The following is a 14,405-nucleotide window of genomic DNA, read 5'->3' as shown; positions in this document are numbered from 1 at the left end:
CATGGCCGCCCGCATCGAAAGCCAACCCGCCTGGATCCTGCACGCGCGGGCTTGGCGCGAAACCTCGATGCTGCTCGATTGCCTGACCCGCGACCACGGCCGCATCAGTCTCGTCGCGCGAGGCGTGCGCCGTGAACGCACGCGCTTGCCGCGCGGGCTGCTGCAAGCCCTGCAACCGCTGCTGCTGAGCTGGGCGGGGCAAGGCGAACTCGTCACGCTGACCGGCGCCGAGGCAGCCGGTGCGCCATTCGTGCTGGCCAGCGGGCGCCTGTATGCAGCGATGTACCTCAACGAACTCGTGTTGCGCCTGACCGGGCGCGGCGACCCGCAGCCGACACTGTACGAACAATATGCGCTGTGCCTGCGTCGACTCGGGGGCGGTGAGCACGAGGGCTGGACCCTGCGCCGCTTCGAGCGTGACCTGTTCGCCGAGCTCGGCTACGCACTCGTGCTCGACACCGAGCACGATCATGCAACGCCAATCGAGGACGATCTCGACTACGCGTACCGGCCGGATGCCGGACCCGAACGTTGGCATGGCCAGCGCGATGCCGTGCGTGTCGGCGGGATGGCCTTGCGCGCGCTCGCCGCCGACCGTCAGCCCGGCGCAGAATCGCTCGGCGAGTTGCGCCGTCTGAGCCGCGCCATGGTCGGTCACCTGCTCGGCGGACGCCGCCTCAACGCCTGGGCGTTGGCTGACGCGGGGCGTTGAATTCCGTCAGTGCCGCCCGCGTCGCGCGGACCGTGGCAAGGAAACCGGTGAGCGCGATATCAAGGTCGGTCGAGTCCTCGTCGAGCATGAGCTGCAGCTTGCCGACTGCCGCGGCAAGGGCCACTGCGCCACAGAAACCGGCCGATGCGGCGAGCCGGTGCAGGCGTTCGCGCAGACCGTTGCGGTCATTGTGCCGCACCCACCCTGCAAGTTCGTCGGGCAGGGTGTCGAGTTCGGTCGCGAACAGGCCACGCAGTGCGGCGATGATCCCGGTATCGCCCCCGGCGCTCGCCGCGGCACGGGTGTCGTCCAGCAGGCCGGCCGGACCATGCAGTTCGATGTGATCGGCAAGGGCGACGCGCAGGACCTCGATACTCACCGGCTTGCCCACCGCCGCGTCAAAGCCGGCGCCACGCAATCGCGCAGCGGCGTCGCCATCCGCTGCGGTCGTCGCGATCGCCGGTGCACGGCTCGACGGACCATCACCGGCCCGGATCGCGGCGAGCACGGCAGTGCCAGGCTGATCCGGCAGGTTCGCGTCGACAAGCAAGAGATCGAAGGCGGTGCTTGTGCACGCAGCCAACGCCTCGCGCCCATCGACCGCGCCGACGACATCGATGCCGAAGGAAGCCAGCGCGTCCATGAAGAAGCGCAGCGTCAGCTGGTTGTCCTCTACGACGAGTGCCTTGGGCATGGGGCAGGGCGGTGTGAGCGGCAAAGCAATGAAAACCGGAGCGCGGATGACGCTTGCGGTGGTGCTTCAGCAATCTGCTGTATAGCATTCCCGGGTGCGATGAGTACGGTTGTCGCGCGATTGCCCCCAAGCCTGACTCGTGACGATGCGCGAACGATATCCGGTCCTTGAAGTCGACATCACCGATCTCAGCCACGACGGCCGCGGCGTTGCCCGCCCGGATGGCAAGGCGCTGTTCGTGACCGGCGGCCTGCCGGGCGAACGCGCGCGCGTGCGCCTGACTTCGCGCCATCGCCACTACGACGAGGGCAAGGTCGAGGAACTGCTGAGGCGTTCACCGGACCGTGTCGAGCCGCGTTGCCCGCATTTCGGTGGCTGCGGAGGCTGCGCACTCCAGCACTTGCCGGCCGAGCGTCAGATCGAGGCCAAGCAGCGCGTGCTGGCCGAGAACTTCGAGCGCATCGGCAAGGTGAGTCCGCGTGAGTGGCTGGCGCCGTTGACCGATCAGCCCTGGGGCTATCGCCGCAAGGGCCGGCTGTCGGTGAAATGGGTCGACAAGAAGGGCAAGGCGCTGGTCGGTTTCCGCGAGGACAATCCGCGCTTCGTCGCCGATCTCGGCGTCTGCCACACCCTGCTGCCCGAGGTCGGCCTGCGCATCGAGGCGCTGTCGCAACTCGTCGGCTCGCTCGACGCGCGTCGCGAGATCGCGCAGATCGAGATCGCGGCGGGCGATGCAACGGTGGCCCTGGTGTTCCGCACCTTGGTGGCGCTCGACCAAGCCGATCGCGAGCGGCTCAGCGCCTTCGGTCGCACGCACGACCTGGCCATCCTGCTGCAGCCGAAGGGCCCCGACAGCGTGCATGCACTGTGGCCGGAACGGGTTGAATTGGCGTTTCGCGTGGATGGCGACCAGCTCGAACTGCAGTTCGAGCCGCTCGATTTCGTCCAGGTCAATGCCGGCATGAACCAGCGCATGATTGTGCGCGCTCTTGAACTGCTCGATCCGCAGCCCGCCGACGAGGTGCTCGACCTGTTCTGCGGCCTCGGCAATTTCACCCTGCCGATCGCGCGGCGGGTTGCGCGCGTGACCGGCGTGGAAGGTGAGGCTGGCCTGGTCGCACGCGCCGAGGCGAATGCACGCCGCAACGGCCTCGACAACGCGAGCTTCCATGCAGCCGATCTCACGCTCGACAACTCGGCCACGCCGTGGGCGCGCGCGCGCTATGGCAAGCTGCTGCTCGACCCGCCGCGCTCCGGCGCCGCCGGCGTGCTCGCGCATCTGCCGCGCAGGGGCACCGACCGCATCGTCTACGTGTCCTGCCACCCCGGCTCGCTTGCGCGCGACGCCGGCATCCTCGTCGAGCGGCATGGTTTCGAACTCGCCCGGGCCGGCGTGATGGACATGTTCCCGCAGACTGCCCATGTCGAATCGATCGCCCTGTTCATGCGCTGATTGGCGCATGGCGCGACGCCCCGGGGTCGTGGCAGGATGGACCACCGTATCCGTTTCCGTTTGGCCAGAGCAGACGAGGCGACACCCGCATGCTGATCATCGGCATCCATGGCAAGACCCTGAACGACGACGACCGCATCTGGCTGTCGTCGCCGCAGGTCAGCGGCGTCATCCTGTTCACGCGCAACTACGCCAATCTCGACCAGATCACGACGCTGATCGACGACATCCGCATGGAGCGTCCGGACGACCCCTTCCTGATCTGCGTGGATCAGGAAGGTGGCCCGGTGCAGCGTTTCCGTGAAGGTTTCACCCGGCTGCCGGCGCTGGCGCGCCTCGGAGAGATCTTCGATCGCGACCCGAAGCTTGCCGTTGCGCTCGCCGAGGAGCACGCCTGGCTCATGGCCAGCGAGATGCGCGCGATCGACATCGATCTGAGCTTCGCGCCGGTCGCCGACCTGGCGCGCGGCAACCTGGCGATCGGCGAGCGTGCCTTCCATGCCGACCCCGCGGTCGTTTCCGAACTCGTGCAGGCCTATGCGCGCGGCATGCATCTGGCCGGCATGGCGGTCACACTCAAGCATTTTCCTGGACATGGCTCGGTCACCGCCGACACGCATTTCGACGTCGCCAGCGATCCGCGTACGCTGGACGAACTTCGCACGACCGATCTCGTGCCATTCGTGGACGGATTGGCGACCGGTGCCGAGGCGGTCATGCTCGCCCATGTGACCTATCCGGAAATCGACACCTTTGCCGCAGGCTACTCGCGCACCTGGATCACCGACATCCTGCGCAACGAGCTCGGCTTCACCGGCATCGTCATTGGCGACGATATCGGCATGGCTGCGGCCGAGTCGATCGGCGGCATTGCCGAGCGCATCGAGGCGCATCGGGCTGCCGGCTGCGACCTCATCCTGGCGTGCAGCCCTAGCATCGTCGAGGAAGCGGTCGGTGTCAGTGCCGACCTCCCCGCGTGCGCGGCCGAGCGCGTCGAAAGCCTGCGCGGCGCCGTCGCGCCGACCTGGGAATCGCTGGCCGAGGATCCCAAGCGTGACGAATGCGCGCGCCGTCTCGCCGAGTACTGCGTCCATCCACAGGGCTGAAATGACCCGACATGACCTTTCCAAGGCGCTGCGTGATGCCGATCTCGTGCATGACGAGGCCACCCTGCGTGCGGCGATCGCTCGTGTCGGTGCCGAGATCACGCGTGTGCTTGCGGGTCAGCCGGCGGTGTTCCTGACCGTCATGCAGGGCGCGCTGCCGTTCGCCGGCGAGCTGGCCACACGCATCGACGCACCGCTTGAGTTCGACTATGTGCATGCGACACGCTTCCGCGGTGGCACCGAGGGCGGCCAGCTCGAATGGCTGCGCCATCCGGGCGTGCCCTTGGCCGGACGCACCGTGTTGCTGGTCGACGACATCCTCGACGAGGGGCACACGTTGAAGGCGATCCGTGACCACGTACTCGCCGTCGGTGCCGCGCGCGTGTTGCTCGCCGTGCTCTGCGAGAAGCACCATGGTCGCACCGTGCCGGGACTGCGCTCGGATTTCTGTGGAGTCGTCGTGCCGGATCGTTACGTATTCGGCTACGGCATGGATTTCCATGAGCAGGGCCGCAACCTGCCTGCCATCTACGCGCTGTGAAGCAGGACTCCCGATGAGCATTGATCTCGCCCTGATCGGCGGCACTGGCCTGTATCGTTTCCCCGGTCTGGAAGATGCCGAACAGATCGTCGTCGACACGCCGTTCGGTGCTCCCTCGGATCCGATCACGCGCGGGCGCGTCGGCGAACGCACGCTCGCTTTCCTCGCCCGCCATGGCAGCGGACATTCCATCGCTCCGCACCGGGTCAACTACCGCGCGAACCTGTGGGCGCTGCATTCGCTCGGCGCGCGCAACATCATCGGTGTCAATGCGGTCGGCGGCATCCGTGATGACATGGGCCCGCGAGCCGTGGTCGTGCCTGACCAGATCATCGACTACACGCATGGACGCATCACCAGCTATTCGGATGCCGAGGGTGTCAAGGTTGAGCACATCGACTTCAGCGAACCGTACTCGGCGTCGATGCGTGCGGCGATCCTTGCCGCCGCGGCGCGTGCCGGCATCGCTGTTGTCGCTGGTGGTTGCTACGGCGCCACCCAGGGCCCACGCCTTGAGACACGGGCGGAAATCGCGCGCATGCGCCGCGATGGTTGCGATCTCGTCGGCATGACCGGCATGCCCGAAGCGGCGCTTGCCCGCGAGATCCGTCTCGAATACGCCTGCATCTCACTGGTCGCCAATTGGGCCGCCGGGTGCGGCGACACCGCCGAGATTTCCCTAGACGAGATCTTCGCCAACCTCGAATACGCCACCGCGCAACTTCCGCCGATCATTGCCGAATTGCTGGCTTGATCGTTCCGCCGCGCACGAGTGGCGGAACGATGGGTCAAGCGGCGAACTGCAGCCGCGCGAGTTCGGCGTACAGGCCGTTGCCGGCGAGCAGGGTGGCATGGTTGCCCTGGGCGAGGATGCGGCCGTGTTCGAGCACGACGATACGGTCGGCCTTCTGCACGGTAGCGAGGCGGTGGGCAATGACCAGGGTCGTTCGGCCCTGCATGAGTTTCTCCAGGGCGAGTTGCACGCTGCGCTCGGATTGTGCGTCGAGGCTCGAGGTTGCCTCGTCAAGCAACAACACCGGTGCGTTGCGCAGCAGGGCGCGGGCGATGGCGATGCGTTGCTGCTGACCGCCGGACAGGCGCACGCCGCGTTCACCGATGTAGGTGGCGTAGCCCTGCGGCAATTCGGTGATGAACTCATGCGCCTCGGCGGCGCATGCGGCAGCCTCGACCTCGGCCTGACCGGCGTCGAGGCGACCGAAACGGATGTTGTCGGCGATGCTCGCGCCGAACAGCACCGGATCCTGCGGAACAAGGGCGAAATGCCGGCGCAGTTCTGCCGGATCGAGGTCGCGCAGGTCCACGCCGTCGAGCGTGATCCGTCCCTGCTGCGGATCGTGGAAACGTTGCAGCAACTGGAACACCGTGGTCTTGCCGGCACCGGACGGCCCAACCAGGGCGACGGTTTCACCCGGCGCGATGGTGAGATCGATACCTTCGAGCGAAGCCCGTCCGGGGCGCGACGGATAGTGGAACGAGACGCCTTCGAGTTGCAGCGCGCCACGCACCGGGACGGGCAGGTCGTGCGGCGCGGCCGGCGCAGTGATCGCCGGCGCGGTGTCGAGCAGTTCACCGATGCGACCGAGCGCACCGGCACAGCGCAGCAGTTCGCCCCAGACTTCGGTCAGACCGCCGACCGATCCGGCGGCGACGACCGCGTACAGCACGAACTGGGCGAGCACGCCGGCATTCATCTCGCCGGCGATGACGGCATGGGCTCCGGCCCACAGCACGAGGGTGATCGCGCCGAAGCCAAGCAGAATGACGAGGGCGGTGAGCAGGGCGGTGGTACCGATGCGCCTGCGTGCGGTTGCCAGCGCGCGTGCGACCGCACCCGCGTAGCGGTCGCCCTCGTGCGGTTCGCGTGTGTAGGCCTGCACCGCGTGGATCGCGACCAGCGATTCGGAAGCGATCGCGGCCGAGTCGGCGATGCGGTCCTGGCTCTCGCGGGCGAGTTTCTCGACGCGCCGACCAAGGAAGACGATCGGCAGGATCACCGCCGGGATGACCAGCGCGGTGAGGCCAGCCAGGCGTGGGCTGGTGATGACCAGCATGACCGTCGAACCGATCAGCATGACCACGCTGCGCAGCGACAGCGACAGCGTCGAGCCGACGACGGTCTGCACGAGTTCGGTGTCGGCAGCGAGACGCGAGACGAGTTCGCCCGAGCGCGTGCGCTCGAAGAAGCTCTGGTCGAGGGTCAGCAAATGCCGGTACAGGCGCGTGCGCAGGTTCGCGGCGATACGCTCGCCGAGCAGGGTCACGCTGAAGTAGCGTGCCGCGCCGGCGATCGCCATGATCACGGCGACGCCGAACAGACCGATGAAGCCGGCATCGAGCTGGGCCGGATCGGTCTGGCCAAAGCCGCGGTCGATCATGAAGCGTGCCGCCGCCGGCAGGGTCAGCGTGGCCGCCGAGGACAGGGCGAGGAAGAACAACCAGGCCGTGATCAGGCGGCGCTGTTCGCTCAGCAGGGGCCAGAGGCGACGCCAGGCGCCGAGGCTGGGTGCTGCGGGTTTCGGATCGGGCATGCGGATGCGTTACAGGGGTTCGCGGCACGGATGGATGCGTGGCGCAGGGATTTCAAGCGGTTGTGTGAATTTCCTCGACGCTGCCTCGGCCGCGCGTAAGGTCGCCCACGAGTTCGCGCACCCTTTCGACGTGCTCGCCAGGCACGCCGAAGTCGAGTTCGATGCCATCCACGTCGAAGCGCAGGTTACGCGTTTCGGCGGCGAAGTCGGCAAGGCGCGCCTGCAGGATGGGCAGGGTGGCGAAGTCGCAGCGCGCACGCAGTCCGATGCGCTCGACGATCGCTGCGCGCTCGGCCAGGCGCAGGCATTCCGCGGCACAACCGCCGTAGGCGCGCACGAGTCCGCCGGCACCGAGCTTGATGCCGCCGAACCAGCGCGTGACGACGACCACCACGCGATCGACCTGCTGGCCGTCGATCGCCTGCAGGATCGGTCGCCCGGCCGTGCCGCCCGGTTCGCCGTCGTCGTTGAAGCGGTATTCCTGACCGATGCGGTAGGCCCAGCAGTTGTGCGTGGCGGTGGCATCACTGGCCGCGGCGACGAAGGTCAGCGCCGCAGCCGGCGTGTCGACCGGTGCGGCCTGGGCGACGAAGCGGCTCTTGCGAATTTCCTCGGTGTGCGTGCATGCACGCACGAGGGTGTGCCTGGCACTCATTCGTCGAGGCGACGCAGGTCTTCGTCCAGCGGCCAGTCTGGATGCGCGCGGCGGAACAGGCGCAGGTTCTCGATCGCCTGCTGGTGTCGGCCGGCGTCGACGAGGCGGCGGATCTCGGCGATCCACGCGGCAGGTTGGAGTTGCATGTTGTTGCGGATCTGCAACGAAGTGGAGGGTGTTCCCGGCTTGCCCGCATGGCTGTCTCTGGGCCGCTGCCTGGACTGTTGCAGGTCTGAATGATGGTCGGTCCTCACCGGCACGCTGCCGCCAGTGGTCACGCCGGCGTCCGATGCCGGAGGCGCAGCGTGTCCGGTTGCCGTCGCGGAATCCTCCCCGGCTTCATCCATGCCGGTCGGCGGTGCGAACTCCTCGGCGGACATCGGGGACGCGGCCGGCACAGCCTGTTCGGCTTGCGGCGCGACCGGAGGAGGCGCCGGTGTCGCCACCTTGGCACGCATTTCACGGCGCACGCGTTCGGAGTCGGTCGACGACTGCGTGGTCACTTCGCGGGCAGCCGTAGCGGACGCAGCCGGCGGTGCGACGGCCGGCGGCGGAAATGGCTCGGCCGGGGCCGGGGCCGGCGCGATCGGTTGCACGGGAACGACCTGGGGCGCGCTCGGCCGCGACGCGCCGGCCGCCGCGTCGCTCGGCTTCGAGTCGATCTGCTGGCCCACCTGCCATGCGATACCGGCGGCGAGCACGAGTCCGGCCGCCGAGCCGAGGCCGAACAGCCAGCGCTGCGCGCGTGGCGGACGCGCTCCGAGCACCGCTCGCGAAGCCTCGGCGAGGATGGCGCGGTCGAGCCGGCGCGGTGGTTCGGCGCGCGACAGGCGACCGTACAGTGCGCCGAACTCACCACGATCGTCGTCGAGCAGGCGCTCGAGATCCTGTTCGGGATTGCGCCGACTCATGTCTCGAACCTCGCCCGGATGCGCGCCAAGGCATAGCGCAGACGCGACTTGACGGTCTCCCGACCGGCGCCGGTGACTTCGGAAATTTCCTCAAGTCCGAGGCCATTTTCCATGCGCAACAAGAATGTTACGCGCTGTTCTTCAGGTAATTCCTCCAGCGCGAGCTGAAGCCGTCGGCGCTGTTCGAACTCACTCAGAACGCGTTCGGGGCGCTCCTCTTCGGGGGCGTCGAGGCCGCGGAACACCGCTTCGGTCTCTTCCTCGCCGGCGTGTGGACGGGCGCGGCGGAAACGGTCGACGACGAGGTTGTGCGCGATCTGCAGCAGCCAGGTGGTGAATTTTGCTTCCACGCGATAACGCGCGCGTGCGGCGATCGCGCGGCTCCAGGTTTCCTGGAACACCTCGTCGGCATCGGCGCGCTGGCGCAGCGAACGCAACAGGAAGCGGTACAGGGTGCCGCGGTGGCGTCGATACAGTATTTCGAAGGCGACTGTATCGCCCCCGGCATACGCGAGCATCAGTTCTTCGTCCGTTCGGTCGGCCCCCATGGATGCGAGGTTAAGACAATCCACGGGAAGCGTCATCGGCATGGTGGGGTCGTGCAACGCACCGGTGCCGTGAGCGGGGTTTGCGCAGGGGCTATTCGAGCTGTTCGCGCGCCCAGGCCACGTCGAGTGCTTCCATGGCGTCGCGTGGTTTCAGCTTTGCCGCCTTGTCCCAGGCTTCGGCGACGTCATCCTCGCGCTTGTCGCCGTGGAGCAGCAGCAGGCCGTTGCCGTATTCGATCCAGGCAATTGGCGCATCCGGAGTCAGCTTGAGCGCCTGCTTGAGGTGTTTCTCGGCCTCGGCGGCGCTGGCGCCATAGGTCAGTTTGGCCAGCATGCCGCCGACCTTGCCGACGATTTCGGCATGGTAAAGACCAAGCGCGGTGTACGCCTCGGCATGCTTCGGTGCCAGTTCGAGCGTGGCATCGAGCGATTCGCGCACCTTGCCGGCAAGGCCTTGGGCGAGCGCCTTGGTAATCGAGATCGACTGGCTCAGGCGGCCGATCGCGAACGCACGTCGGTAATGGCTGTTGGCGAGGCCGGGCAGGGCGGCGACAGCCTCTTCGGACAGGCGCACGAGATCTTCGTAGCGCTTGGTCCTGGCGGCATCGTCGTCGACCAGATGACTGCCATGGATGCCACCTGCCTTGATCGCGACCGAGTGGCCTGCAGGGCCGAGCGCGATGCCGGCGTCGAACGCCTGCTGGAAATCGCCGCGATGGAATGCGCGCCAGGCGTCCTGCAGTCCGGCGGCGAGCCTGGCCGGATCCTTGCCGGCCTTTGGATGGGCCTTGAGCCAAGCGGCGACGACGGCCTCGTCCGGGAACGGCTCCTGATCGCCCGCGTGCAGCTTCGGCCAGGCCTTGGCGAGCTTGTCGCCGGAATAGTCGAACGCCTTGTCCGGATGCGGAAACGGTGCCCAGCCCTTCTTTGCCATGATGTCCTCGTAAAGTGTCTGCGCACGGTGGAGCGCGCATCCTGCACCGGGCGGCCCCGGCCGGCAAGCCGCTACACTCGCCGCATGACCGCACACACCCCGCCCGCCAGTCCGGCTGCCCGTGTCGCCGAGTTGCGTGAACTGATCGACGACGCCAACTACCGCTATCACGTGCTCGACGATCCGGCCATTGCCGATATCGAATACGACCGCCTGATGCGTGAGTTGGAAGCACTCGAGACCGCCCATCCGGAGCTCGCCGACCCGGCGTCGCCGACCGCACGCGTCGGCGCCGCGCCGTCGCGTGAATTCGCCGAGGTGCGCCATGCGATCCGCATGCTGTCGCTGGCCAATGCCTTCAGCGATGAGGAAGTGGCCGAGTTCGTGCGCCGCATCGAAGAGCAGCTCGATATCCGCGAACCGTCGTTTGCGGTCGAGCCGAAGTTCGACGGCCTCGCCATCAGCCTGCGCTACGAGGACGGCCGGTTCGTGCAGGGCGCAACCCGCGGCGATGGCGAGACTGGCGAGGACGTCACGGCCAACCTGCGCACCGTCAAGACCGTGCCGCTGCGCCTGCGCGGCGACGACTGGCCGCACGTGCTCGAAGTGCGTGGGGAGATCTACATGCCGCGCGCGGCCTTCGAGGCCTGGAACGAGAAGGCCCGGGCGGCAGGTGGCAAGGTGCTGGCCAATCCGCGCAACGGTGCGGCCGGTTCGCTGCGCCAGCTCGATCCGCGCATCACCGCCGCGCGTCCGCTGGCGTTCTATGCCTATGCGGTCGGTGTCGTCGAAGGCGTGGACCTTCCGCCGCTGCATTCGCAGGTCATGCAGCGGCTGCGCGACTGGGGATTTCCGGTGGCGGAACTCGCTGGCACCGCGCGTGGCGCGCAGGGCTGCCTCGACTACTACCGGCGCATCGGCGCCGAGCGCGATGCCCTGCCGTTCGACATCGACGGCGTCGTCTACAAGCTCGATGATCTCGCCGGTCAGCGCGAACTCGGCTCCGTCGGCCGCACGCCGCGCTGGGCGATCGCGCACAAGTTCCCGGCGCAGGAACAACAGACGCGCGTTGAGGCGATCATCGTCAACATCGGCCGCACCGGCGCGGCCACGCCGGCCGCGGTGCTCGTGCCGGTGCACGTCGGCGGTGTCACCGTGACCAATGCGACTCTGCACAACGCCGACCAGGTCGCACGGCTCGATGTGCGCATCGGCGACACCGTGATCGTGCGCCGCGCCGGCGATGTCATTCCCGAAGTCGTGCGCGTCGTGCCCGAGTTGCGGCCCGACGGCACGCAGCCCTGGGGCATGCCAACGCATTGCCCGATTTGCGGTTCCGAGATCGTGCGCGAGGAAGGCGAGGTGGTCGCACGCTGCTCGGGCGAATTGGTCTGCCCGGCCCAGCGCGTGCAATCGATCTTCCACTTCGCCAGCCGCCGCGCGATGGACATCGAAGGGCTCGGTGAGCGCCTGATCGACGATCTCGTTGCGCTCGGTTTCGTGAAATCGCCGGCCGACCTCTATGCGTTGACGGTCGCAGATTTCGTCGAGATGCGCCGCCAGGCCGACGAACGCGACGGCACCACGCCGGAAAGCGTCAAGGCCGGCAAGGTCGCGACGAAATGGGCCGACAATCTTGTCGAGGCGATCGACCGCAGCCGCGTCACTACGCTCGACCGCTTTCTCCATGCACTGGGCATCGAGCACGTTGGTGAGAGTACGGCCAAGGCATTGGCGACCTGGTTCGGCAGCCTCGAATGCATTCGCCACCTGCCATGGCCTCTGCTGACCGTGGTGCCCGATATCGGCGGTGAGGTCGCGCGCGCGATCGGCCATTTCCTCGAACAGGAGGGCAATCAGCGCGTCATCGACGCCCTGCTGGCCGGTGGCGTGCGCATCGAAGACACGCATGCGCCGTCAACGAAGCTGCGCGCTCGTCTCGCCCCGGCCATCGTGCTTGCGGCGCTCGGTATTCCGAAACTCACCGAGAAGCGCGCCGCACAGCTCGTCGCCGGCCCGGACGGTGCTGCGGCCGCGACCTCCATCGATGCCGAAGGCCTGGCGACGCTCGGCATGCCCGAGGCCGTCGCCAGCGCATTCCTCGAATGGCGCGCGCAGCCCGCGCATCGTGGACTACTCAAACGTACGCTCGTCGCCACGCAAGCCCTGCTCGACGAACTTGCCACTCTCGATGGCGGCGACAATTCCTGTTTGCCGCTGGACGGCCGGACCGTCGTCCTGACCGGCACCCTGTCGTCGCTCAGTCGCGACGAGGCGAAGGAACGGCTGGAACGGCTCGGCGCCAAGGTCGCGGGCAGCGTGTCAAAAAAGACGAGCTTCGTTGTTGCTGGCGAGGAAGCCGGGTCCAAGCTGGCCAAGGCGCATGAGCTCGGTATCGAGATCTGGGATGAGGCACGGTTGCAGGCGTTGCTCGACGGGAATCGATAGGACGCTGCAGGAAATGCCTTCAGGCGTGATGCCCGTTCTGGACGACGCCGCAACGAAGGAGCATCACGCCTGAAGGCGTTTCCTGCGACTGTTCCCCACGACCGTTTCCGACGACCGATTGCCACGGATTTGGCGCGAGGCCGGATTACGCCGCCGCACGCGTCGCATCCTGCGTCGGGGCCGAGGTGCGGATCAGGTGATCGAACGCACTCAATGCGGCCTTCGAACCCTCGCCCATGGCGATGACGATCTGCTTGTACGGCACGGTCGTGCAGTCGCCGGCGGCGAACACGCCGGGCACCGAGGTTTCGCCACGCGCGTTCACTTCGATCTCGCCGCGGTTGGACAGCGCCACCGTGTCCTTCAGCCATTCCGTGTTCGGCAGCAGGCCGATCTGCACGAACACGCCCTCAAGTTCCACGTGATGCGATTCGCCGCTCGGGCGATCCTGATAAACGAGGCCGTTGACCTTGCGGCCATCGCCGGTGACCTCGGTGGTCTGCGCGGAAACAATGACCTTCACGTTTGGCAGGCTGCGCAGCTTGCGCTGCAGCACCTCGTCAGCGCGAAGCTGGTGGTCGAACTCGATCAGGGTGACGTGACTGACGATGCCGGCGAGGTCGATCGCCGCCTCGACGCCGGAGTTGCCGCCACCGATCACGGCGACGCGCTTGCCCTTGAATAACGGTCCGTCACAATGCGGGCAGTAGGCCACGCCTTTGTTGCGGTATTCGTTCTCGCCCGGGACGTTCATCTGCCTCCAGCGTGCGCCGGTGGACAGGATCACGCTACGCGCCTTGAGCGAGGCGCCGCTTTCCAGCTGCACCTCGATCAGATCGCCCGGAATCAGCTTCTGCGCGCGTTGCAGGTTCATGATGTCGACATCGTACTGGCGCACATGCCGTTCGAGCTGCGCGGCCAGTTTCGGGCCTTCGGTTTCCTGTACGGAGATGAAGTTCTCGATGCCCATCGTGTCGAGCACCTGGCCGCCGAAGCGTTCGGCGACGACGCCGGTGACGATGCCCTTGCGCGCGGCATAGATCGCCGCGGCGGCGCCGGCCGGGCCGCCGCCGACGACGAGCACGTCGAAGACCGGCTTGGCAGCGATCTTCTCAGCGGCGCGCTTTGCCGCGCCGCTGTCGATCTTGGAGACGATCTCGGCGAGTTCCATGCGGCCCTGGCCAAACGGTTCGCCGTTGAGGTAGATGGTCGGCACCGACATGACCTGACGCTGCTCGACTTCGTCCTGGAACAGCGCGCCGTCGATGGCGACATGGCTGATGCGCGGATTCAGCACGGCCATCAGGTTCAGCGCCTGCACGACGTCCGGGCAGTTCTGGCAGGACAGCGAGAAATAGGTTTCGAAGGCGTAGTCGCCGTCGAGGTTGCGCACTTGTTCGAGCAGATCGGCCGCCTCTTTCGACGGATGGCCGCCGACCTGGAGCAGGGCGAGCACCAGCGAGGTGAACTCGTGGCCCATCGGAATACCGGCAAAGCGCAGGTGGACGCTTCCGTCCGGGCGACCGATCGTGAACGACGGCGTGCGCACGCCGGGTTCCTCGCGCTCGACGAGAGTGATCCTGTCGGACAACGAGACGATGTCCTGCAGCAACGAGTGCATTTCCGCCGATTTCTCGCTGCCGTCGAGGGCGGCTGCAAGCTCGATCGGCTGGGTCACGCGTTCGAGGTAGGCCTTGAGCTGTGTCTTGAGGTCCTGGTCGAGCATGGGTCTCGGTGTCCGTGCGCAGTAGGGAAGATGCGGCACCCCGGGGAGAGGGCGGGGTGCCGCGGGCGGATCGACGGGAGGGATCGATCCGTTTTCGGTGGGTCCCCGTGGCTGGCGATGGCTGGCTG

Annotated in this window: 13 protein-coding genes; 6 read left to right on the top strand and 7 right to left on the bottom strand. The window is 67.3% G+C overall.

Annotated features, from left to right (window positions below):
* Position 1: 1 nt before the first annotated feature.
* Positions 2-712, top strand: coding sequence for a DNA repair protein RecO (gene recO, locus KF907_RS13950; protein WP_291221318.1), 711 nt, complete (start codon positions 2-4; stop codon positions 710-712).
* On the opposite strand, the gene KF907_RS13945 is transcribed toward recO, so the two are convergent.
* Positions 678-1,406, bottom strand: a complete 729-nt coding sequence (locus KF907_RS13945) for a response regulator (RefSeq protein WP_291221316.1) — start codon at positions 1,404-1,406, stop codon at positions 678-680. The genes recO and KF907_RS13945 overlap by 35 nt on opposite strands.
* A 145-nt stretch (positions 1,407-1,551) precedes the next feature.
* Between KF907_RS13945 and rlmD the strand changes: the two genes are divergently transcribed.
* The 4 genes from rlmD to KF907_RS13925 all read left to right on the top strand — a co-directional run bounded on the left by rlmD (position 1,552) and on the right by KF907_RS13925 (position 5,260).
* A complete protein-coding gene (rlmD, locus tag KF907_RS13940) occupies positions 1,552-2,859 on the top strand; it encodes a 23S rRNA (uracil(1939)-C(5))-methyltransferase RlmD (RefSeq protein ID WP_291221314.1) in 1,308 nt (435 codons plus the stop codon).
* Positions 2,860-2,948: 89 nt separating this feature from the next.
* On the top strand, positions 2,949-3,965 hold the full coding sequence (gene nagZ / locus KF907_RS13935; protein WP_291221312.1) for a beta-N-acetylhexosaminidase: 1,017 nt from the start codon (positions 2,949-2,951) through the stop codon (positions 3,963-3,965).
* Between the two features lies 1 nt (position 3,966).
* Positions 3,967-4,506 (top strand): hypoxanthine-guanine phosphoribosyltransferase, encoded by a 540-nt coding sequence (locus KF907_RS13930; protein ID WP_291221311.1) that lies wholly within the window; start codon positions 3,967-3,969, stop codon positions 4,504-4,506.
* Between the two features lie 13 nt (positions 4,507-4,519).
* Positions 4,520-5,260: an S-methyl-5'-thioinosine phosphorylase gene (locus tag KF907_RS13925; protein WP_291221309.1), complete on the top strand. Its 741-nt coding sequence runs from the start codon at positions 4,520-4,522 to the stop codon at positions 5,258-5,260.
* Between the two features lie 34 nt (positions 5,261-5,294).
* Here the strand turns inward: KF907_RS13925 and KF907_RS13920 are convergent, their stop codons facing one another.
* From KF907_RS13920 to KF907_RS13900, 5 genes are read right to left on the bottom strand one after another with little or no spacing between them, the layout of a single operon-like run.
* Positions 5,295-7,055 carry an ABC transporter transmembrane domain-containing protein gene (locus KF907_RS13920; protein ID WP_291221307.1) on the bottom strand — a complete coding sequence of 587 codons (1,761 nt, stop codon included), beginning with the start codon at positions 7,053-7,055 and terminating at the stop codon, positions 5,295-5,297.
* 52 nt (positions 7,056-7,107) lie between these two features.
* Positions 7,108-7,710 (bottom strand): IMPACT family protein, encoded by a 603-nt coding sequence (locus tag KF907_RS13915; RefSeq protein WP_291221305.1) that lies wholly within the window; start codon positions 7,708-7,710, stop codon positions 7,108-7,110.
* Positions 7,707-8,621 carry a hypothetical protein gene (locus KF907_RS13910; RefSeq protein WP_291221302.1) on the bottom strand — a complete coding sequence of 305 codons (915 nt, stop codon included), beginning with the start codon at positions 8,619-8,621 and terminating at the stop codon, positions 7,707-7,709. Before KF907_RS13910 ends, KF907_RS13915 begins: the two co-directional genes overlap by 4 nt.
* Positions 8,618-9,211, bottom strand: a complete 594-nt coding sequence (locus KF907_RS13905; protein ID WP_472843882.1) for an RNA polymerase sigma factor — start codon at positions 9,209-9,211, stop codon at positions 8,618-8,620. The genes KF907_RS13910 and KF907_RS13905 overlap by 4 nt, the downstream gene beginning before the upstream one ends.
* Before the next feature lie 49 nt (positions 9,212-9,260).
* The gene (locus tag KF907_RS13900) at positions 9,261-10,103 is read right to left on the bottom strand and encodes a tetratricopeptide repeat protein (RefSeq protein ID WP_291221300.1); all 843 of its coding nucleotides are present in this window, start codon (positions 10,101-10,103) and stop codon (positions 9,261-9,263) included.
* A gap of 84 nt (positions 10,104-10,187) precedes the next feature.
* Between KF907_RS13900 and ligA the strand changes: the two genes are divergently transcribed.
* Positions 10,188-12,551, top strand: a complete 2,364-nt coding sequence (ligA, locus tag KF907_RS13895) for an NAD-dependent DNA ligase LigA (protein ID WP_291221298.1) — start codon at positions 10,188-10,190, stop codon at positions 12,549-12,551.
* A 145-nt stretch (positions 12,552-12,696) separates the two neighbouring features.
* Here ligA and ahpF read toward each other — a convergent pair whose 3' ends face one another.
* Positions 12,697-14,277 (bottom strand): alkyl hydroperoxide reductase subunit F, encoded by a 1,581-nt coding sequence (gene ahpF, locus KF907_RS13890; protein WP_291221296.1) that lies wholly within the window; start codon positions 14,275-14,277, stop codon positions 12,697-12,699.
* Positions 14,278-14,405 lie beyond the last annotated feature (128 nt).

It is taken from the genome of Dokdonella sp. (assembly GCF_019634775.1).
Lineage (GTDB): Bacteria > Pseudomonadota > Gammaproteobacteria > Xanthomonadales > Rhodanobacteraceae > Dokdonella.
The sequence above is the reverse complement of the archived record's forward strand: the minus strand, read 5'-3'. Positions and strand labels throughout refer to the sequence as shown.